The 20,062-nt window shown below is 71.7% G+C and carries 17 protein-coding genes; 11 read left to right on the top strand and 6 right to left on the bottom strand.

What is annotated here, in order from left to right; all coding sequences use genetic code 11:
- Positions 1-92: 92 nt before the first annotated feature.
- Both DVK44_RS01850 and mltG read left to right on the top strand, forming a co-directional pair.
- Positions 93-1,988, top strand: a complete 1,896-nt coding sequence (locus tag DVK44_RS01850; RefSeq protein ID WP_114658002.1) for an ABC transporter ATP-binding protein — start codon at positions 93-95, stop codon at positions 1,986-1,988.
- Between the two features lie 145 nt (positions 1,989-2,133).
- Positions 2,134-2,964 carry an endolytic transglycosylase MltG gene (gene mltG, locus DVK44_RS01845; protein WP_114658001.1) on the top strand — a complete coding sequence of 277 codons (831 nt, stop codon included), beginning with the start codon at positions 2,134-2,136 and terminating at the stop codon, positions 2,962-2,964.
- A gap of 38 nt (positions 2,965-3,002) precedes the next feature.
- Here mltG and DVK44_RS01840 read toward each other — a convergent pair whose 3' ends face one another.
- Positions 3,003-4,112 carry an FAD-dependent oxidoreductase gene (locus DVK44_RS01840; protein WP_114658000.1) on the bottom strand — a complete coding sequence of 370 codons (1,110 nt, stop codon included), beginning with the start codon at positions 4,110-4,112 and terminating at the stop codon, positions 3,003-3,005.
- A 122-nt stretch (positions 4,113-4,234) separates the two neighbouring features.
- Between DVK44_RS01840 and DVK44_RS01835 the strand changes: the two genes are divergently transcribed.
- Positions 4,235-4,657, top strand: coding sequence for a secondary thiamine-phosphate synthase enzyme YjbQ (locus DVK44_RS01835; RefSeq protein WP_114657999.1), 423 nt, complete (start codon positions 4,235-4,237; stop codon positions 4,655-4,657).
- 65 nt (positions 4,658-4,722) lie between these two features.
- On the opposite strand, the gene DVK44_RS01830 is transcribed toward DVK44_RS01835, so the two are convergent.
- The 4 genes from DVK44_RS01830 to DVK44_RS01815 all read right to left on the bottom strand — a co-directional run bounded on the left by DVK44_RS01830 (position 4,723) and on the right by DVK44_RS01815 (position 8,472).
- Positions 4,723-6,456 (bottom strand): phosphoenolpyruvate--protein phosphotransferase, encoded by a 1,734-nt coding sequence (locus DVK44_RS01830; RefSeq protein WP_114657998.1) that lies wholly within the window; start codon positions 6,454-6,456, stop codon positions 4,723-4,725.
- Entirely contained in the window at positions 6,456-6,755 is a 300-nt protein-coding gene (locus DVK44_RS01825) for an HPr family phosphocarrier protein (protein ID WP_228446950.1), read from the bottom strand. The genes DVK44_RS01830 and DVK44_RS01825 overlap by 1 nt, the downstream gene beginning before the upstream one ends.
- Before the next feature lie 71 nt (positions 6,756-6,826).
- Complete coding sequence (locus DVK44_RS01820; RefSeq protein ID WP_114657996.1) at positions 6,827-7,447, bottom strand: histidine phosphatase family protein; 621 nt, start codon at positions 7,445-7,447, stop codon at positions 6,827-6,829.
- Positions 7,444-8,472: a Gfo/Idh/MocA family protein gene (locus DVK44_RS01815; RefSeq protein WP_114657995.1), complete on the bottom strand. Its 1,029-nt coding sequence runs from the start codon at positions 8,470-8,472 to the stop codon at positions 7,444-7,446. Before DVK44_RS01815 ends, DVK44_RS01820 begins: the two co-directional genes overlap by 4 nt.
- Before the next feature lie 403 nt (positions 8,473-8,875).
- On the opposite strand from DVK44_RS01815, the gene DVK44_RS01810 reads away from it, so the two are divergent.
- The 4 genes from DVK44_RS01810 (at position 8,876) to DVK44_RS01795 (ending at position 13,466) form a co-directional block, all read left to right on the top strand.
- Positions 8,876-10,783 (top strand): beta-glucoside-specific PTS transporter subunit IIABC, encoded by a 1,908-nt coding sequence (locus DVK44_RS01810; RefSeq protein ID WP_114657994.1) that lies wholly within the window; start codon positions 8,876-8,878, stop codon positions 10,781-10,783.
- Between the two features lie 8 nt (positions 10,784-10,791).
- Complete coding sequence (locus DVK44_RS01805; RefSeq protein WP_114657993.1) at positions 10,792-12,234, top strand: glycoside hydrolase family 1 protein; 1,443 nt, start codon at positions 10,792-10,794, stop codon at positions 12,232-12,234.
- Positions 12,235-12,313: 79 nt separating this feature from the next.
- Positions 12,314-13,177 (top strand): PRD domain-containing protein, encoded by an 864-nt coding sequence (locus DVK44_RS01800; protein ID WP_114657992.1) that lies wholly within the window; start codon positions 12,314-12,316, stop codon positions 13,175-13,177.
- Entirely contained in the window at positions 13,164-13,466 is a 303-nt protein-coding gene (locus DVK44_RS01795; RefSeq protein WP_114657991.1) for a PTS transporter subunit EIIB, read from the top strand. The genes DVK44_RS01800 and DVK44_RS01795 overlap by 14 nt, the downstream gene beginning before the upstream one ends.
- Positions 13,467-13,484: 18 nt before the next feature.
- Here DVK44_RS01795 and DVK44_RS01790 read toward each other — a convergent pair whose 3' ends face one another.
- Positions 13,485-14,417, bottom strand: a complete 933-nt coding sequence (locus DVK44_RS01790) for a helix-turn-helix transcriptional regulator (RefSeq protein ID WP_114657990.1) — start codon at positions 14,415-14,417, stop codon at positions 13,485-13,487.
- Positions 14,418-14,621: 204 nt separating this feature from the next.
- Between DVK44_RS01790 and DVK44_RS01785 the strand changes: the two genes are divergently transcribed.
- The 4 genes from DVK44_RS01785 to DVK44_RS01770 all read left to right on the top strand — a co-directional run bounded on the left by DVK44_RS01785 (position 14,622) and on the right by DVK44_RS01770 (position 20,038).
- The gene (locus tag DVK44_RS01785; protein WP_114657989.1) at positions 14,622-15,035 is read left to right on the top strand and encodes a (R)-mandelonitrile lyase; all 414 of its coding nucleotides are present in this window, start codon (positions 14,622-14,624) and stop codon (positions 15,033-15,035) included.
- A gap of 83 nt (positions 15,036-15,118) precedes the next feature.
- A complete protein-coding gene (locus DVK44_RS01780) occupies positions 15,119-15,889 on the top strand; it encodes an SDR family oxidoreductase (protein WP_114657988.1) in 771 nt (256 codons plus the stop codon).
- Positions 15,890-15,998: 109 nt separating this feature from the next.
- Positions 15,999-16,970: an aldo/keto reductase gene (locus DVK44_RS01775; RefSeq protein WP_114657987.1), complete on the top strand. Its 972-nt coding sequence runs from the start codon at positions 15,999-16,001 to the stop codon at positions 16,968-16,970.
- A 200-nt stretch (positions 16,971-17,170) separates the two neighbouring features.
- Entirely contained in the window at positions 17,171-20,038 is a 2,868-nt protein-coding gene (locus tag DVK44_RS01770) for a LuxR C-terminal-related transcriptional regulator (protein ID WP_114657986.1), read from the top strand.
- Positions 20,039-20,062 lie beyond the last annotated feature (24 nt).

The raw sequence follows: 20,062 nt of genomic DNA, 5'->3' as shown, positions 1-20,062 counted from the left end.
AGGTAACAATGAGCTATGCTCTGTGAAGTCGCCGGTCGGATCGTCTCCGCCCGGTCGGACGGTCACAGCCCCGCATGTTTTCGAAGGAGCCCATGAAACCCGAGACACTCACCTGGACACCGTCGCCCCGCACTGGCGCGGCGGAACACCCGGATCGGCCGGAGCCGCCCGCGCAGCTGCGGCGGATCTTTGGTCTCTTCCGCCCCTACCGCGGTCGCCTCGCCGTCGTCGGGCTGCTCGTCGCGGCCTCGTCGCTGGTGGCGGTCGCCTCACCGTTCATGCTCCGCGAGATCCTCGACACCGCGATCCCGCAGGGCCGTACGGGACTGCTCAGCTTGCTCGCCCTCGGCATGATCCTCACCGCGGTCGTCAGCAGCGTCTTCGGCGTGCTCCAGACCTTTATCTCCACGACGGTCGGCCAGCGCGTCATGCACGATCTGCGCACCGGCGTCTACAGCCGGCTCCAGCGCATGCCGCTGGCCTTCTTCACCCGGACGCGGACGGGGGAGGTGCAGTCCCGCATAGCCAACGACATCGGCGGTATGCAGGCGACCGTGACCTCCACGGCGACCTCCCTGGTCTCCAATCTCACGGCCGTGATCGCCTCGGTCGTCGCGATGCTCGCGCTCGACTGGCGGCTGACAATCGTCTCGATGGTCCTGCTGCCGGTGTTCGTCTGGATCAGCCGGAAGGTCGGCCGCGAGCGCAGGAAGATCACCACCACCCGCCAGGGGCAGCTGGCCACCATGGCCGCCACCGTCACCGAATCGCTCTCCGTGAGCGGTATCCTCCTGGGCCGCACGATGGGCCGGGCGGACTCGCTCACCAAATCCTTCACCGACGAGTCCGAGCGGCTGGTCGATCTGGAGATCCGTTCCAGCATGGCGGGCCGCTGGCGCATGTCGGTCATCGGGATCGTCATGGCAGCCATGCCCGCCGTCATCTACTGGGCCGCGGGCATCGTGCTGGGCGCCGGTGGCACGGCGGTCTCCCTCGGCACACTGGTCGCCTTCGTCTCGCTCCAGCAGGGCCTGTTCCGCCCCGCCGTCAGCCTGCTGTCGACCGGCGTGGACATGCAGACCTCGCTCGCCCTCTTCCAGCGCATCTTCGAATACCTCGACCTGCCCGTCGACATCACCGAGCCCGAACGGCCGGTCAGGCTGGGCGCGGTCCGCGGCGAAGTGCGCTTCGACGGCGTCGACTTCAGCTATGACGACAAGAGCGGGCCGACCCTCAAGGGCATCGACCTGACGGTCCCGGCGGGCGGCAGTCTCGCCGTCGTCGGCCCCACCGGCTCCGGCAAGTCGACGCTCAGCTATCTCGTACCCCGGCTGTACGACGTGACGGCCGGCCGGGTTCTCCTCGACGGGGTGGATGTGCGCGAGCTGGACTTCGACACCCTCGCGCGCGCGATCGGCGTGGTCTCCCAGGAGACCTATCTCTTCCATGCCTCGGTCGCGGAGAATCTGCGCTTCGCCAAGCCGGACGCCACCGACGAGGAGATAGAGGCGGCCGCCAGGGCCGCTCAGATCCATGACCACATCAGCTCGCTGCCCGACGGGTACGACACCCTGGTCGGCGAGCGCGGATACCGGTTCTCCGGCGGTGAGAAGCAGCGTCTCGCCATCGCCCGCACGATCCTGCGCGACCCGCCCGTGCTGATCCTCGACGAGGCGACCAGCGCGCTGGACACCCGTACCGAACTCGCCGTACAGCAGGCCATCGACGCGCTCTCCGAGGGCCGTACGACAATCACGATCGCGCACCGTCTCTCCACCGTCCGGGAAGCGGACCGCATCGTGGTCCTCGACGCGGGCGTCATCGCCGAGGGCGGTACCCACGACGAACTGCTCGCGCGGGACGGCCGTTACGCCGCGCTGGTCCGCAGGGACGGCCGCCCGGCGCCCATGGGGACTGATATATCCGAGGCGCCCGGGACGGACGAGCAGCGGGTGTCCCTGACCGAACCGGAGCCGGCCGTGCGTTGAAAGGCGTTCCGTCCGGCCCCGGTCCTGCCTCAGCGTTTGGATCCGGTCCGGCCCCGGGTGTGCGTGGTCCGCTGTCCGTGTGCCCGTCCGTGTCGCCGTACGCCAGGTGCCCGGATCGTTGATCACACCGGGTTAGCGTGCCCGCATGAGCAGACCCCGCCTGACCCGCCGCGGCCGGATCGCCCTGACCGCGACCGCGGTCCTCGCCCTGGCGACGGCCGTGCTGGTGCCCGTGCTCACCCCGGACGGCGGTGGCGACGAGCGCCGTACGACGCTGGTCGTGCCGGAAGGCCGCCGCGCCGGCCAGATCTACCGCTCCGTGGACGAGGCGCTCCGGCTGCCCGCCGGCACCACGGTCAAGGCGCTGGCGACGGCGAAGCTCCCGCTGCCGAAGGGCGCCGACGGCAATCCCGAGGGCTATCTCTTCCCGGCCACATATCCGGTCGACGCGTCCACGACCCCGGCCGGACTGCTCGCCTATATGGTCAGCACCGCCCACCAGCGGTTCGGCGCCGGTCAGCACGGCGGCTCCTCGGCCACCGCGAAGGACACCGCCGACGCGGCGCTCCACCGGACGGTGACCATCGCCAGCATCGTGCAGGCCGAGGCCGCTACGGCGGCGGACATGGGCAAGGTCGCCAGGGTCGTGCACAACCGGCTCGCGCTGGGCATGCCGCTCCAGATGGACTCGACCGTCAACTACGCGCTGAACCGCTCCACCCTGGACACCAGCCACCACGACACAAAAACCGACAGCCCCTACAACACCTACGCGCACAAGGGACTGCCGCCCACACCGATCGGGAACCCGGGGGACGAGGCGATGAACGCGGCGCGCGATCCGGCGCCCGGGGACTGGCTGTACTTCGTCACCGTCCGCCCCGGCGACACCCGGTTCACCGCCACATACGCCGAACAGCGCGAGAACGTCGCCGAGTTCAACCGGAACCGCGCGGCCGCAACCGACCAAGGCTGACCCGCACGCCCCGAACGCGTCCAGGGATCCCAGGGGGCTCAGACGGTGGCCGGTACGCGGGCGAGCAGCTCGCGGATCTCCCGTACGGCCGCCCGCCCGGCCCGGTTGGCGCCGATCGTGGAGGCCGAAGGCCCGTATCCCACGAGGTGGATCCGCTCGTCCCGGACGGCACGTGTCCCGTCGAGCCGGATCCCGCCGCCGCGCTCCCGCAGCCCCAGCGGCGCGAGATGGTCGATGGCCGGGCGGAAGCCGGTCGCCCACAGGATCACATCGGCCGCTACCGTCCGGCCGTCGTCCCAGGCGACACCGTCCGGGGTGATCCGGTCGAACATCGGCAGCCGGTCGAGCACCCCGGTCTCGCGCGCCCGCACGATCGCCGGTGTGAGCGGAAGCCCGGTGACGGAGACCACGCTCCGGGGCGGCAGCCCCTCGCGCACCCGTTCCTCGACCAGCGCGACGGCCGCCCGCCCCAGCTCCTCGTCGAACGGGCCCTCGCGGTAGACGGGCGGCCGGCGTGTCACCCAGGTGGTGTCCGCCGCGACCTCCGCGATCTCCATCAGATGCTGGGTACCGGAGGCCCCACCGCCCACCACGACCACCCGCAGCCCGGCGAACGCGGCCGGCCCCGGATAGCCCGCGGTGTGCAACTGCCGCCCCCGGAAGGTCTCCTGGCCCGGATAGCGCGGCCAGAATGGCCGGTCCCAGGTGCCCGTGGCATTGATCAGCGCCCGCGCCGACCAGCTCGCCCCGTCCGTCTCCACCAGCAGCCGCCGCCCGGTGTCCGCCGGGACCGCGCGGACCGCCCGGACATCCACCGGCCGGCGCACCCGCAGGCCGAAGCGCCGTTCGTACTCCGTGAAGTAGCCGCCGATCACCTCGGAGGACGGCCGGCCGGCGTCGGACTCCGCCGTGGTCAGCTCCATCCCGGGCAGCGAGTGCATGCCGTGGACCTTGCCGTACGTCAGCGACGGCCAGCGGAACTGCCACGCGCCGCCGGGCCGCGGGGCATGGTCCAGTACGACGAAGTCCCGGTCGGGGACGAGCCCGGACCGGCGCAGATGGTAGGCGGCGGACAGCCCCGCCTGCCCCGCGCCGACGACGACCACCTCGACATCGCCCGACTCGTCCCGTACGCCGCCGTCCCGCACGGCGCCATCCCGCGCCCCAGAATTGTTCACGGTTCTACCAACAGCCCGGGGGCGGCGAAATCTTCCCGGGCGTCTCGGCCCCCGGACGCGCGGCCCCGCCCACCGGCCGGGAGAATGTCCCCATGCCCGACGCGTTCACCACCAGGATCCTGCACATCACCACCGGCACCGACGAGACGGTGACCGATCTGACCCACGCCTGCGAGACCTTCCTCCAGGAGAGCGCGGCGGGCCGCGACGGCCTCCTGAACGTCTTCGTCCCCCACGCCACCGCCGGGATCGCCGTCATCGAGACGGGCGCGGGCAGCGACGACGACCTCCTCGCCGCCCTCCGCACCCTCCTGCCCGCCGACAACCGCTGGCTCCACCGCCACGGCACCCCCGGCCACGGCAGAGACCACGTCCTGCCCGCCCTCGTCCCTCCCCACGCCACCCTGCCCGTGATCGCCGGCCGACTGGAGCTGGGCACCTGGCAGTCCGTCTGCCTGGTCGACACCAACATCAGCAACACCCACCGCGACGTCCGCTTGAGCTTCTACGGATAGTCCGTCGCCCAGCTACCCCCGCAAGGGGCCCGAAGCCGGGGGCACGAGCCCCACGAGCCCCGGACTCACCCCCGTCGCTCGCCGCCGAGTCCGAGCAGTGTCGTCACCTCTGGGGCGGTGAGGGTGAGGGCGGCTTGGCGGGCCTGGGGGGCGGTGGGGGCGGAGAGGGCTGCCTCGGCCATGGCTCGGCACTGGGACAGTGGGTGGTGGCGGAGGGCGTGGCGTACCGCGGGCAGGGCCGGTGCGGACATCGAGAGGCTGGTGACGCCCAGGCCCGTGAGGACCAGGGCCATCAGGGGGTCGGACGCCGATTCTCCGCATACGCCGACCGGCTTGCGGGTGGCCGTGCCGGCGCGGGCGGTTGCCGCGACGAGGCTCAGTACGGCGGGCTGCCAGGGGTCCAGCAGGTCCGTGAGCGCGCCGTCCAGGCGGTCGGCCGCCATCGTGTACTGGGCGAGGTCGTTGGTGCCGAGGGAGACGAAGTCGACCTCGGCGAGGATCGCGTCGGCCCGCAGCGCGGCGGCCGGGACCTCGATCATCGCTCCGACGGTCTCGATGCCGTGGGCCCGGGCGAGCCGGGCGAAGATGCGGGCCTCCTCGGGGGTGGAGATCATCGGGGCCATCACCCAGACCTGGGCGCGGTCCGCCGCAGGGAGCGCGCGGGTGGCCTCGCCCAGGGCGGCGAGCTGCTCTTCGAGCAGTTCGGGCAGCGTACGGACGAGCCGGTAGCCGCGTACTCCCAGCGCCGGGTTCTCCTCGTCCTCCTGCGTGGCGAACGCCAGGGGCTTGTCGGCGCCGGCGTCGAGGGTGCGCACCACCGTTCGGGCGCCCTTCGCCGCGGCGAACGCATGTGCGTATACGGGGGTCTGCTGCTCGCGCGACGGCGCCCGTACCGCGTCGAGGAACAGCACTTCGGTACGGAAGAGCCCCACGCCCTCGGCCGCCGAGGGGCCGAGCCGCTCGATGTCGTCGACGGTGCCGACGTTGGCGAGCAGCGCGACCGGATGGCCGTCGGCGGTCGCGCCGGGTGAGGTGTCCTCGGCCAGCGCGCGCTCGCCCTCCGCCCGGGCGCGGAGGGAGTCGACCAGGGCCTGGCCGGGGTCGGGCGTGATGGTGCCGTTCGCGGCGTCGACCGCGACCACGGTCCCCTCGGGAATACGGGTCGCACCGGCCGCCCGTACGACGCACGGTATGCCGAGCTGCCGGGCGATGATGGCCGTGTGGCCGGTGGGCCCGCCCGACTCCGTGACGAGGGCGGCCACCTTCGTCAGATCGAGCGAGGCGGTGTCGGCGGGGGAGAGGTCGACGGCGCAGACGACGGACGGGCCGCGCAGCTCGGGCAGTCCGGGCGCGGGCAGTCCGAGGACACGGGCCACGGTGTGGTCGCGCACGCTCGTCAGATCGGTCGAGCGCTCGGCGAAGAGGCCCCCGGCCGCCGTCAGCAGCGCGATGATCTCGGCGATGGCCCCGTCCACGGCGACGGCCGGACCCTGACCCTCCTCGATCCGCGCGCGCACCCTGTCCGCCAGTTCGGGATCCGCCGCCATGCCGGACGTGGAGCGCAGTACGTCACCGAGCGCGCCCGGCGCGGCGGCGGCCCGTTCGGTGAAGTCGGCGGCCACCTCGGCCAGCGCCCGCCGGGCCAGGCCGAGCGCCGCGGGGGCCTCCGCCGGATCGAGCGGCCGTCGCGCGTCCGGCGGGATGGCGGGGGCGGCCCGTACGAGGACGAGCGGCGCGACGGCGGCCGAGCGGCCGACGCCGAGCCCTGACACCGTACGGGGCTGGTTCGCGGTGGTCATCACTGTCCGTCGAGTTCGGTGGCGAGCAGCGCCGCGAGCTGGTCGAGCGCGGGCCCGGCCGTGTCGTCCTCGGAGGCGAGGACGACCTTCTCCCCTTCCCTGAGGCCCAGGCTCATCAGCATCAGCGTGCTGCCCGCCGAGACCGGGCTCCCGTCCGTCCGGCGGATGGTGATGCGGTGGCCGGTTCCGGACGCCGCGCGGGCGAGGGCGGCGGCGGGTCGGGCGTGCAGCCCCTGCGAACACAGAACGGTGGCGTGGCGCTCCGGCATTTTCCACTCCTTGGGGTCAAGGGTTGTCACGGGTCGTCATTCCTCAGCGCCGTCATTTCACGGTGCTGAGGGGGTAATGCTGAGGGGGTAATAGGGAACGGTCAGAGTGCGGTTCGGGCGGCGGGTACGGCCGGTTCGGCAGGTACGAAACCGACGCGGACGATTTCCGCCCGGGACCCGGTGATCTCGACGGTCGACACGCTGCAATTCGCGAGCGGTATGACGCCCGTACTCCCGAGAAGTGTCAGATAGGTAACCAGCGTGATGCCGTGCGCGACGACCAGGACCTCGCCGTCGGGATGCGCGCGTACGACCCGCTCGAAGGCGCCGGCGACCCGGGCGAGGTAGTCGGCGGCCGGTTCCCCGCCGGGCAGTCCCGGATGTCTTCCCTCGATCACATCCGCAAAGAACTCGCGTGGATCGACCTGACCGAACAGCTCGCTCTCGGGGTGTCCGTCCAGCGCGCCGAACGCGTACTCCCGCAGTCCGTCGTCCGCGCGCAGCCGCAGTCCGTCGTGGTGCCGGAGGATCTCCCGCGCGGTGGTCATCGTCCGCCCGGAGGGGCTGGCCCAGGCCGCGGTGAGCCCGACGCCGGCCAAGTGGGCGGCGGTCGCCCGGAGTTGTCCGAGGCCGTCGGCCGCCAGGGGCGAGTCGCACCAGCCCTGGAGACGGCCGGCGGCGTTGTACTCGGTGCGCGCGTGCCGTACGAGATGCAGCCTCATCGCCGGCCCGCCCCCGACGCCGATACGTGTGCCGATGCGTGTGCCGGTGCGGCGATGTCGCCGCGGATCGTGTCGAGGGCGCTCATCACCGCGACGCTCTCGTCCAGCGGCATGAGCGGGCTCTCGCGCTCGCCCTCGCGCAGACACCGCTCCACCTCCAGCGCCTGGAAGTACATCCCGCGCCCGGGATGGCCCGGCGGTTCGTAGCGCAGTACGGGACTGCCGGGGCGGCCCGCGTCGTACAGCGTGAAGCCCGTCGAGGTGAACCAGTAGGGGTCGAGTTCGATCCAGCCGTCCGTGCCGATCACGGCGGCGCCGTTCGGACCGGGCGTGTCCATGGCCGTGAGGGTGGTGGACGTCGTTCCCCCGCCGTGCCCCATCACGATCTCCGCGCTCGTGTCGACACCGGCCGGGGTGGCGGAGCCCGTGGCGGTGATCCGGTGCGCGGGGCCGAGCAGATGGAAGGCGGCCGAGATTCCGTACACGCCCAGGTCGGCGACGGCTCCGCCGCCGAGCGCCGGGTCGTAGTGCCGGCCGGTCGGTGAGCTGTCCAGCTTCTGGAAGTGGTGGGTGACGACGCCCCGGATCTCCCCGATCGCGCCGCGGGCCAGCTCGGCGCGGACCGCGTCGAACGTGGGCAGGAACCGGGTCCACATCGCTTCCATCAGGAACACCGACCGGTCGCGGGCCGCGTCCACGAGGCGACGGGCCGCGCGGGCGTCGGAGGTGAACGACTTCTCGACGAGCACCGCCTTGCCGGCCTCGATCGCCAGCAGCGCCTGGCCGGCGTGGAAGGGCTGCGGGGTCGCGACGTACACGGCATCCACGTCGGGGTCCTCGACAAGGCTCTCGTACGAGCCGTGGGCGCGCGGGATGCCGGTCTCCCGGGCGAACCGTTCCGCGCGGGCGGGCTCGCGGGCGGCCACCGCCGACACACGCAGCCCGGCGGCGGCGAGGTCCGCCGCGAAGACACGGGCGATCTTGCCCGCGCCGAGGATCCCCCACTGGACGTCACGCGTTCGCATTCGCCACTCCCGGTTGCCGTAAGCACAAAAAAAGACCCGGGAACCCCCGCCTCTCGGCAGCTCGTCCCAGGTCTTGCCCGGCTGACGCCGGTCACAATCCGTCTGCCGCACGGTAGCCGCGAGTCCGTCCGGGCGTCAATGGGTCCACCGTCACGTCGTATACGACCCCCGCCGGGAGAACTCGTCGTGCATCACATCTGGACACGGATAAAACAGACGTCTACTGTCTCGCCCCAAGACACCTCAGGTGTCGCACCAAAGCATGGGATTGTTACTGGACCACAGGCAAAACCCAAGCTGAGGCCCGCCTATTCTCCGGAATGGCAAAGGGCCGCGGCTTGGGTTTTTTTGTTGCCCGATACCGGGCACGCGGATCCGGGGCAGCGGGGCTCAAGGAGGAGCCGTGACAACCACAAGCAAGAACAAGTACGCATCGATCGCCGAAGAGGTCCTGAAAGGCGTCGGCGGCAAGGACAACGTCAGGTCCCTTGCCCACTGCGCGACCCGGCTGCGCTTCGTACTCGTCGACCCGGCCAAGGCCGACAAGGCCGCCGTGGAGTCCACGGGCGGTGTCATCACGGTCGTCGAGGCGGGCGGCCAGTTCCAGGTCGTCATCGGCAACACGGTCGCCAAGGTGTACGAGGAGGCCCTCGCCCAGGGCGTGGAGACGGGCGGCGCCGGATCCGGCTCCGGCTCCTCCGGGAATCTGCTCGCCCGGACGATCGACCTGGTCACCAGCATCTTCACCCCGTTCCTGTGGGTCCTGGCGGCCGTCGGTCTGCTCAAGGCGTTCCTCACGGTCGCGGTGAAGATCAGCCCGGACTTCGGCACCACGTCGACGTACGCGATCTGGTTCTCGGCCGCCGACGCCGCCTTCCAGTTCCTGCCGATCCTGCTGGCCGTCACCGCCGCCAAGCGCTTCAAGGCGAACCAGTTCACCTCGATGGCCATCGCCGCCGCCCTGGTCTACTCCGCCACCATCGCGGTCATGCCGGGCCCGGACGGTACGAGTGTGACGCTCCAGGCGTTCGGCCAGGGAGGCGGGGAGCTGACGTTCCTCGGTATCCCGGTCGTGATGGTCAGCTATCTGTCCGCCGTCATCCCGACCATCCTGGCGGTGTACTTCCAGTCGCACGTGGAGCGTCTGGCGGAGCGGGTGACACCGGAGGTGGTGCGCAACTTCGCGACTCCGCTGATCACCCTCGCGGTCGTCGTCCCCGTCACGTTCCTCGCCATCGGCCCGGCCTCGACCTGGATCGGCGACGGTCTGGCGTCCGGTGTCGACTGGCTCTGGGGAGTGGCTCCCTGGGCGGCCGGCGGTGTGTTCGCCGGTCTCTGGCAGGTTCTCGTCCTCTTCGGTGTCCACTGGGCCTTTGTGCCGATCATCGTCCAGCAGCTGGCCAACACGGGTCACACGGAGATGACCGCGGCGCTGTTCGCCCCGGTGCTGGCCCAGGCGGCGGCGACCTTCGCGGTGTTCCTCAGGACACGCGACCGCGACCTCAAGCTCGTGGCCGGCCCGGCCGCCATCTCCGCCTTCCTGGCGGGCATCACCGAACCGGCGATCTACGGTGTCACACTGCGGCTCAAGCGCCCGTTCGTCTTCGCCTGCGTCGGTGGGGCGGTCGGTGGCGCCATCGCGGCATCGGGCGGTTCGGCGGCCGAGGGATTCGTCTTCCCCGCCGCCATCACCCTGACCGCCACCCTGGGCATCGGCAACTTCACGCTCCAGCTGATCGGTTGCGCGGTCGCCATGGTCGTCGCCTTCGCCCTGACGATGATCGTCGGATTCAAGGACCTGCCCGCGGCGGCCGGCGCGACCACCACCCCGGACGTGGCCGAGGCCGTTGTGGCCGAGGATGTCGTGGCGACGCTCCAGACCCCGGTCGCGGGGAAGGTCGTACCGCTCGACGAGGTGCCCGACCAGGTCTTCGCCTCCGGGGCGATGGGATCCGGCCTGGCGGTGATCCCCAGCGAGGGCAAGGTGTACGCGCCCCTCTCCGGCACCCTCCTGAGCGTGATGCCGCACGCCTTCGGCATCCGCAGTGACACCGGTGTGGAAGTGCTCGTGCACATCGGTCTGAACACCGTCGAACTGAAGGGCCGGGGATTCACCCCCGCCGTCACCCAGGGACAGCGGGTGAACGCCGGCGATCTGCTGACCGACGTCGACCTTCAGGTGATCACGGACGCGGGCTACAACCCCATCACCGTACTGATCGTGACCGACCCGGGCAGTCACACCGCGGTCGTGCCCACCGCCACCGGCGACGTACAGCCCCGTAACGCCGCCCTCGAACTCATCGGCTGAGGAGAGACATGACCGACCCGAACACCCCGAGCCCCTTCCCCGCGAGCTTCCTGTGGGGCGGCGCGACGGCCGCCAACCAGATCGAGGGCGCCCACGACAAGGGCGGCAAGGGCGTATCCATCCAGGACGTCCTGCCCGGCGGCATCTTCGGCCCGCGCACCGAGGGCCCCACGCCCGAGAACCTCAAGCTGGAGGGCATCGACTTCTACCACCGTTACGCCGAGGACATCGCCCTCTTCGCCGAGATGGGCTTCTCCGTCTTCCGCTTCTCGATCGCCTGGAGCCGTATCTTCCCGAACGGTGACGACGAGCTGCCCAACGAGGAGGGGCTGGCCTTCTACGACCGCGTCCTCGACGAGCTGGAGAAGCACGGGATCGAGCCGCTCGTCACGATCTCCCACTACGAGACACCGCTGGCGCTGGCGCGGAAGTACAACGGCTGGGCGAGCCGCGAGCTGATCGGCTTCTACGAGCGGTACGTCCGGGTGCTGTTCGACCGCTACGGCCACCGGGTGAAGTACTGGCTGACCTTCAACGAGATCAACTCGGTGCTGCACGTGCCCTTCATGAGCGGCGGGATCGCGACACCGAAGGAGGAACTCTCCCAGCAGGAGCTGTTCCAGGCCGTCCACCACGAACTCGTGGCCAGCGCGCTCGCCACCAAGATCGCCCGGGAGAAGGCGCCGGACGCGAAGGTGGGCTGCATGGTGATCGCCATGCCGCTGTACCCGCTCACCCCCCACCCCTCCGACGCGCTCGCCGTGATGAAGGCGGACCACGCCAACCTGATGTTCGGCGATGTCCACGTACGGGGCGCCTACCCGGGATACGCGCTGCGCCACCTGCGCGAGAACGGCATCGAACTCGACATCACCGACGAGGACCGCGAACTCCTCACGCACACCGTCGACTTCGTCTCCTTCAGCTACTACATGAGTATCTGTGAGACGGCCGACCCCGAGCTGCGCAAGGCGGGCGAGGGCAACATCCTGGGCGGGGTGCAGAACCCGACGCTCGAAGCCAGCGAGTGGGGGTGGCAGATCGACCCGACGGGGCTGCGCATCGTACTGAACCAGTTCTGGGACCGGTGGCAGAAGCCGCTGTTCATCGTCGAGAACGGGCTCGGGGCCAGGGACGAGCTGATCGAGGTGGACGGCCGGCCGACGGTGGAGGACGACTACCGCATCGCCTATCTCAACGACCACCTGGTCCAGGTCGGAGAGGCGATCGCCGACGGTGTCGACGTCCTGGGCTACACCACCTGGGGCTGCATCGACCTCGTCAGCGCCAGCACCGCGCAGCTGAGCAAGCGCTACGGTTTCATCTACGTCGACCGCGACGACGACGGCAGCGGAACCCTCGCACGCCACCGGAAGAAGTCCTTCGGCTGGTACGCCGACGTCATCCGCAGCCAGGGCGCCGGCCTGGTGCGGGGTGACGGGACACCGTAGTCCCCAGCCCTGCTCCCCGCGAGGCCCAGGAGCACGACTATCCTGCTCCTGGGCCTGGTCAGTAAGGACTCACGCAACGATGCGCGTCAAGAAGATCTTCAACAACAACGTGGTGCTCGGGGTGGACGAGCACGGCGCCGAAACCGTGTTCCTGGGACGCGGGGTCGGCTTCCAGGTCAAGCCCGGCGACGTGGTGGACGCTGACCGTGTCGAACGTCAGTTCGTCGCACAGGCGATGCCCGCCGAGCGCCTCGCCGCCCTGGCCGCCGAGATTCCCCTCGACGAGATCGCGGTCATGGAAGAGGTCGTCGCCGCCGCCCGGGCCCGGCTCGGCGAGAAGATCAGTGAACACGTCCTGCTGCCCCTGGCCGACCATGTCCACTTCGCGCTCGCCCGGGCCCGCGCCGGAGCCTCGATCGAGTACCCGCTCAAGTGGGAGATCGAGAACCTCTACCCGGCGGAGACCGAGATGGGCACGGTGGCGCTGGACATCATCGAGCGGCGGCTCGGTGTACGGATGGACCGGACGGAGGCCCTGCCCCTCGCCCTCCACTTCGTCAACGCCCAGATCGGCTCCGGCGACATCGCGGCGACGGTGGAGATGACGCAGTGGCTGCGGGTCGCGCTGGAGACGATCGGCGAGGACTTCGGTGTCACGATCGACCAGCGCTCCCTCGCGGCGGCCCGCTTCGTCACCCATCTGCGCTACCTCTTCCTGCGCGCCCGGGACGGCAAGCAGTCGCCCGAGGTCGGTGACCAGGTCGGTGACGCCGTCAAGAACGCGAGACCGCTTGAGTACGCGTGCGCCGAACGGCTGGCGCACCGGATGGAGGAGCTGTTCGACTGGGAGGTCGGCCGCGAGGAGATCCTCTATCTCGCACTGCACGTCAGCCGTCTGACGGGGCACACCGACCGGGCGGAGCGGCCCCGTGCCGGCGCTTAGTGGCGAGCAGGACCCCGGCCCGGCCAGTGGCGAGCCGGGTCCGGACGCGCTCGCGATCCTCCGCGGTGTCGGCGGCCGGGAGAACGTCACCCGGCTGACACACTGCTTCGTACGCCTCCGGTTCAGGCTGAGCGATCCGGATGCCACCGACCTCGACGCGCTGCGGGCACATCCTCTCGTCGCCTTCGCCGTGTGGCAGGCGGACGAGCTGCACATCGCGCCCCGCCGTGACCTCTTCCGGCTGTTCGCGGAACTCCGCGAGGCGCTCGGCGCCGCCGGAACTCCCTGAGGCTGTCGCCGTCCTTGTTCACACTCCTGTTGTGGGTACGGCGGGCGGGCCGCCCGGGCCGTCCTGACCGCCCGGGCCGTCCTGACCACCTTCCTGGCCTTCCTGGTCGAGGGTGGCGGCCCAGCTGGCCAGCAGTTTGAGGCCGTCGTGGGACGGGGTGCCGGGTTCGGCGCTCAGGGCGGTGAGGGTGAGGCCCGGGTCCGTGGGGATGGGCAGGGCTTCGAAGGGGAGCAGGAGTTCGCCCACCGCGGGGTGGCGGAAGTGTTTGACACCGGTCTGGTGCAGCCGTACGTCGTGGGCGGCCCACAGGGTGCGGAACTTCTCGCTGCGGGTGGAGAGTTCACCGATGAGGTCGGTCAGATCCCGGTTGTACGGATCGCGGCCCGCCTCCGTGCGCAGCAGCGCCACCGCCCCGGCGGCCTGGCGGTCCAGCTCGGGCAGGAAGTCCGCCGCGCCGGGGCTGAGGAACTCGTACCGGGCGAGGTTCACGGGCCGGGCGGTGCCGGCGAGGACCGGGGCGTACAGGGCGCGGCCGAGCCGGTTGGTGGCGAGGATGTCGAGGCGGCCGTTGCGGATGAAGGCGGGCGCCTCGGTCATGGCGTCCAGCAGGTGCTGGAGGCTGGGCCGGACGGCCTGCGGGGCCCGTCGGCGCTGCGGGCGTCGGGTGGTGCTGGCGGTACGGGCGAGATCGTCCAGGTGAGCGCGCTCGGCCTCGTCCAGCTGAAGGGCGCGGGAGAGCGCGTCGAGGACGGTCTCGGAGACGCCGGAGAGGCTGCCGCGCTCCAGCCGGGCGTAGTACTCGGCGCTGACACCGGCGAGCAGCGCCACTTCCTCCCTGCGCAGTCCCTTGACGCGCCGGTTGCCGGTGTGGGCGGGCAGCCCTGCCTGCTGGGGCGTGATCCTGGCGCGGCGGCTGGTCAGGAACGCGCGTACCTCACTCCGGTTGTCCATGGTGTCGAGGCTACGTCGGCCGGTACGGCGCTGTCCCGGGCCGAGGGGTGTACTGCCAGTACACGTATCAACGAGTTCTTCCTCACCCGTGTGACCTGCGGTTCCATCGGTTATGGAGCACGATTCCGCTCACCCGCGTACCCGTATACCCGCTGACGCACTGACGGCCCGCCCTTCCGCGGCGGCCGTGCGAGGAGTACCACCATGGAGATCATCGACCAGCCCGCGACCATGAAGCTGCCCGCGCGGATGTTCACCGGCGATGTCTGGGCGGATGTGATCCACCGGGGCGAGGAGCCCTCCCGGGTGCGGGTCAACATGGTCCGCTTCGCCCCCGGCGCCCGTACCGCCTGGCACCGCCACGGCTTGGGCCAGACCCTGCACATCGTGTCCGGAGTGGCCCTGGTCGGCACCCGCGACGGTGTGATCATCGAGGCGCACCCGGGTGACACCATCGGCTGCCCGCCCGGCGAGGAACACTGGCACGGCGCGACGCCGGACCGGTTCATGGAGCACATCGCGCTGTGGGAGGGCGACGACGTGGAGTGGCTGGAGCACGTCACCGACGCGGAGTACGACGGCCCGCGCACCAGCACCCGCACGCGTACCTCGGGCTGAATCACCACGCCCCCCGGCGCCCACACCGGTTCACACCGCTCCCCCCTTCACTCACCCCACGCCACCTCACGATGGGAACCCGCATGACCCCGACGTACGATTTCCATGGCCAGGTCGCCCTGATCACCGGCGCGGCCTCCGGGATGGGCCTGGCCACCGCCCGGGCCTTCGCCGAGGCCGGTGCGGCCGTCGTCCTGGCCGACCTCGACGAGCGGGCCGTCCAGCACGCGGCTGAGGGACTGGCCGCGGCCGGCCATCGGGCGGTCGGTGTCGTCTGCGATGTCACGGACGAGGAGCAGGCGGCGGCGATGGTCGACCGCGCGGTCGCGACGTACGGCCGTCTCGACATGGCGTTCAACAACGCCGGTGTGCAGGCCCCGCCCAGTGACGCGGCCGACGAGACGGCCGCGGACTTCGACCGTGTCAACGCCGTGAATCTGCGCGGTGTCTGGGCCGCCCAGAAGCATGAACTGCGCCGGATGCGGCAGCAGGACGGCGGCGGCGCCATTGTCAACTGCTCCTCCCTGGGCGGTCTGGTGGGTCTGCCGGAGCGGGCCGCCTACCACGCGTCCAAGCACGGTGTGATCGGTCTGACCAGGAGCGCCGCCGTCGAGTACGCGCCCAGGGGCATCCGGATCAACGCGGTGTGCCCCGGTGTGATCGACACCCCGATGGTCGCCGGGATGCTCGAAGGCCAGGCCGAGGCCATGGCGGAGATCATGAAGCAGCAGCCGATCGGACGGCTGGGCCGGCCCGACGAGATCGCCGCGGCCGTCCTGTGGCTGTGCAGCCCCGCCGCGAGCTTCGTCGTCGGTGTGGCTCTGCCCGTCGACGGCGGATACACCACACACTGAACCCTCCCGTACGGCGCCGGACCGACGCGCACCGGCCGCGGGACACACCCCCGACTTCGTGGTGTCGGCACGTACGCCGGCACGCGGATGACCGTGAAGGAGCGTCACCATGGAGTACACCCGTCTCGGGACCACCGGGCTGCGAGTGAGCCGTCTCGCCCTCGGCTGCATGAGCTACGGCGACCCGACCGCCCCTCGCGCCCACTCATGGGCGCTGACCGAGGACGACGCCGCGCCTTTCTTCCGGCAGGCCGTCGAGCTGGGCATCACCTTCTGGGACACCGCCAACGTGTACCAGGCCGGTACGTCCGAGGAGTTCACCGGCCGCGCCATCAGGGAGTACTCCCGGCGCGAGGACATCGTCCTGGCCACCAAGGTGCGCGGGCGGATGCACGAGGGGCCGGGCGGTGAGGGACTGTCCCGCAAGGCGATCCTGGAGCAGGTCGACGCCTCGCTGACCCGGCTGGGCACGGACTACATCGACCTCTACCAGATCCACCGCTTCGACGACGACGTACCGGTCGAGGAGACGATGGAGGCACTGCACGACATCGTCAAGGCCGGCAAGGTCCGCTACCTCGGCGCCTCGTCGATGTACGCCTGGCAGTTCGCCAAGCTCCAGCACGCCGCCGACCTCGGCGGATGGACCCGCTTCGCGTCCATGCAGAATCAGTACAACCTCCTGCGCCGCCAGGACGAACCCGAACTCATGGCCCTGTGCGGGGACATGGGCGTGGGACTGGTGCCCTACTCCCCGAACGGCAAGGGCCGCCTGGCCCGCCCCGTCGGCGAGCAGAGCCCCCGCTCCACCACCGACCACGTCGTACAAGCCTTCGACAGCCGGCACGACGAGCCGGTCATCGACGCCGTCCAGCGGCTCGCCGAGGCCCGCGGTGTCTCCATGGCCCAGATCGCCCTCGCCTGGGTGCTGCGCAACCCCCTGGTCTCGGCGCCCATCGTCGGAGCCACCCGCGCCCACCACCTCCAGCAGGCCGTGGAGGCGCTCCCCCTCCAGCTCTCGGACGAGGAAGCGGCAGCACTTGAGGCGCCGTACACCAACGCCGGGCCGTCCTGGTACTGACCGCGGGATCAGGGGACCCGAGAAACCGGGTGTCACTCGTTCCGGGGGGCGTGCGGGGGTGCGGGGGTGCTACGGGAGTGCTGCTAGCGCCGTGCGGTGAACTGTTGTGCGCGGTCGTTTCCGGGCGGCGGTCGTGCCACTCTGGTATTGGTCACGCTGTGAAGTCGGAACGTCTCGAAGAGTAATTCACGAGGAGCTTCATGGGTCCTCCCGCACGACCGTTGCCGCCGGTGCGCGGCCGGCAGCAGCAGCTGGCGCAGATGAACGCGCATCTGCACGGCGTGACAAGTACCCGGCGGAGCAAGGTCCTTCTGATCGAGGCCGCGCGCGGCGCGGGCAAGACCCGGCTGCTCGTGGAAGCCGTCGCGGTCGCGGGCCGAAACGGCGTCGCGGTTGTCAGCGGTGCCTCGGCCGCTCCCGAGGCGTACCCCGGGCCGAGCGCCTCCGGTGCGATCGAGGCGGCGCGGGCGCGGTTGCGTGAGGACGCGGAGCAGCTTTCCGCGCGTCCCACCGTCGTCGCGCTCGACGATCTGCATCTGGCGAACCTGCCCGCCCTGACGGCGCTGTGCGATCTCGTCGTGGCGTACGCGGGCCGGCCGGTGCTCTGGCTGCTCGCCTTCGCCTCGGACCGTCAGTCCGCGCCGTACGAGCCGGTGAAGACCTGTCTCGCCGGGCTCCAGGGCAGAGTCCCGGTGGAGCCGGTACGGGAGCTGGGCCCGCTGCCCGGGGACGCGCTGGCGCAGCTGGTCGCCGACTGCGCCGGAGCCGTCCCCGGGCCGGCGCTCCTCGCGCTCGCGGAGAGCGTCAACGGCACCCCCCGCGCGGTGATCGAGCTGGTGCGCGGGCTCATGGAGGACGGCGACCTACGCGTGGTCGACGGCGCCGCGCGGCTGCGTCCCGGCCCACCCGGCGGCGCCCCGGCGGGAGGCGTGCCCGCGCCCGTGCCGAAGCGCTTCGCCGCCATGATCCAGCGGGATCTCCGGTCGCTCGCCGCGCCCACCGTCAAGGCCCTCAGACTGGCCGCGGTGCTCGGCTCGCCGTTCGCGCCGGAGGATCTGTCGGCCATGCTCGGCGAAGCGCCGGCCGGGCTGCTGGCCGCGGTGGACGAAGCGGTCAACCGAGGGATTCTGGTCTGCGGCGAGCGCGACCTCGCGTTCCGCGGCGAGCCGGTCTGGCGGGTGCTGCTCGACTCCGTGCCGCTCCCCGTACGCGCCCTGCTGCGCCGGCAGGCGGCGGAGCTGCTGCTGTCGCGCCCAGACGGGGTCGCCCGCGCCGCCCTCCAGCTGGCGCACATCGCCCGGCCCGGCGACGCCGAGGCGCTGCGCGTCATCGCCGAGGGATCCCGCCGCCTGCTGGCCACCGACCCGTCGGCCGCGGCCTCCCTCGCGACCCGTGGCATGGAGTTGCTGCCCCCCGGCCACGCCGATCGGCTGCGGCTCGGGAAGACCGCGGTGGACGCCTTCATCAGGGCGGGCGCCCCGGACCGGGCGGTCACCCTGGCCAAGGAGACGATCGAGGAGGCCGTACGGCACACGGCGGCGTCGCCCCCGGCGGCGTCAGTGCCCGCGGCGTCAACCCCGGCGGCGTCAGCCTCGGCGGCTCCCTCACCGGCACCCCCTCCCACCGCGCCCGCCGGTGGCGACATCGCCGCGCTGCGGGCCTCGATGTCGGCCGCGCTGCTGCTCCTGGGGGACGCGCGGACGGCCCGCCGGGTCGCGGGCGACGCGCTCGCGGCGCGGGACGGCGGATTCCAGCAGCCCGAAGCCGTGATCGCCCATCTCGCCGCCTCCTGCCTGACCGGCGACAGCGCCGCCGCCGGACGGGCGCGGGAAATCCTCGGCGCGCCCGACCACCACGCACCGGCCGTACGGGTCGGCGCGATGGCCTTCCACGCGCTGGGCCAGTGGCGCGCCGGCCATGTCGGCGACGCCCTGGGCATCCTGCGCGGAGCCGTCGCGCTCGACCGCGAGGGCGAGGACGCGCGGCTCCTCGATCCGCGCTGGTTCCTCGCCTCCGCGCTCATCAGGACCGACGAGTACGAGGAGGCGTCGGCCGTCATCCGGTGCTCCGCCCGGACGGCCGGTTCGGGTACGGGAACCCCGGCCGTCGCGGTGGCGGCCCTGCTCCGGGCGCCGCTGCGGCTCGCCCAGGGACGCCTGGACGAGGCCGAGAAGGAGGCGCGGTCCGGAGTGGGCGCGGACGGCTCGTACCTCCCGGTGCTCGCCCCGCAGGCGTGGCTGGTGCTGACCCTCGTCGCCCTGCGCCGGGGAGCGCTCACCCAGGCCGAGGACCACATCAAGAGCCTGGAGAAGGGCTTCCCCCAGGACCCCTCCGGCCCGTGGTGGGCCGCGCGCCTGCTGCTCAACGCGCAGGTGGCCGAGGCCCGTTCGGGCTCTCTGGCGGCGACGGAAGTGCTGGCGGAGATCGGCGCGGACGCCGGCGCGCTCCGCGAACTCGTCCTGGAGGACCCGGCCGCCGCGGCCTGGTGCGTCCGCTGCGCGCTCGCGGCGGACACCCCGGACATCGCGCGGGCGGTGGTCGACACGACGGAGTACCTCCGCACGCGCAACGGGTGCGTGCCCGCCGTGCTCGCCGCCGCCGCGCACGCCCGCGCGCTGGCCGAGGGCGACGCGGACGCCGTGGCCCGGGCCGGCCGGCTGCACCGTAACCCTTGGGCGCGGGCCGCGGCGGCCGAGGACCACGCCGGCCTGCTCCTCGCCCGGGGCGCGCGCGGCGACCGGGAGACCGCGATCGGCGAGCTGGACCGCGCCATGAGCGGCTACGGCGCGCTCGGCGGCGAGAGGGACGCCGCCCGGGTACGGGCCCGGCTGCGCGGGCTCGGTGTGCGGCGCCGGCACTGGACGCACACCGAGCGCCCGGTCTCCGGCTGGGAGAGCCTCACCAAGACCGAGCGCAAGGTCGCGGAGCTGGTGGCCGACGGGCTCACCAACCAGCAGGCCGCGCACCATCTGTTCATCTCCCCGCACACGGTGGGCTTCCACCTGCGGCAGATCTACCGCAAGCTCGGGATCCGCTCCCGGATGGCGCTGACCCGGTTCACGGCGTAACAACGGTCTCCTGACGGCACATGG

It is taken from the genome of Streptomyces paludis, assembly GCF_003344965.1.
Taxonomy (GTDB): Bacteria; Actinomycetota; Actinomycetes; order Streptomycetales; family Streptomycetaceae; genus Streptomyces; species Streptomyces paludis.
The sequence above is the reverse complement of the archived record's forward strand: the minus strand, read 5'-3'. Positions and strand labels throughout refer to the sequence as shown.

Bases quoted from the DNA above. Each gene is read 5' to 3' on its own strand.
- DVK44_RS01805 (WP_114657993.1), top strand. From the start codon at position 10,792: ATGACCGACCCGAACACCCCGAGCCCCTTCCCCGCGAGCTTCCTGTGG.
- DVK44_RS01820 (WP_114657996.1), bottom strand. From the start codon at position 7,447: ATGAGGCTGCATCTCGTACGGCACGCGCGCACCGAGTACAACGCCGCC.
- DVK44_RS01770 (WP_114657986.1), top strand. From the start codon at position 17,171: ATGGGTCCTCCCGCACGACCGTTGCCGCCGGTGCGCGGCCGGCAGCAG.
- DVK44_RS01775 (WP_114657987.1), top strand. From the start codon at position 15,999: ATGGAGTACACCCGTCTCGGGACCACCGGGCTGCGAGTGAGCCGTCTC.
- DVK44_RS01830 (WP_114657998.1), bottom strand. From the start codon at position 6,456: ATGACCACCGCGAACCAGCCCCGTACGGTGTCAGGGCTCGGCGTCGGC.
- mltG (WP_114658001.1), top strand. From the start codon at position 2,134: ATGAGCAGACCCCGCCTGACCCGCCGCGGCCGGATCGCCCTGACCGCG.
- DVK44_RS01815 (WP_114657995.1), bottom strand. From the start codon at position 8,472: ATGCGAACGCGTGACGTCCAGTGGGGGATCCTCGGCGCGGGCAAGATC.
- DVK44_RS01850 (WP_114658002.1), top strand. From the start codon at position 93: ATGAAACCCGAGACACTCACCTGGACACCGTCGCCCCGCACTGGCGCG.
- DVK44_RS01800 (WP_114657992.1), top strand. From the start codon at position 12,314: ATGCGCGTCAAGAAGATCTTCAACAACAACGTGGTGCTCGGGGTGGAC.
- DVK44_RS01780 (WP_114657988.1), top strand. From the start codon at position 15,119: ATGACCCCGACGTACGATTTCCATGGCCAGGTCGCCCTGATCACCGGC.
- DVK44_RS01785 (WP_114657989.1), top strand. From the start codon at position 14,622: ATGGAGATCATCGACCAGCCCGCGACCATGAAGCTGCCCGCGCGGATG.
- DVK44_RS01790 (WP_114657990.1), bottom strand. From the start codon at position 14,417: ATGGACAACCGGAGTGAGGTACGCGCGTTCCTGACCAGCCGCCGCGCC.
- DVK44_RS01835 (WP_114657999.1), top strand. From the start codon at position 4,235: ATGCCCGACGCGTTCACCACCAGGATCCTGCACATCACCACCGGCACC.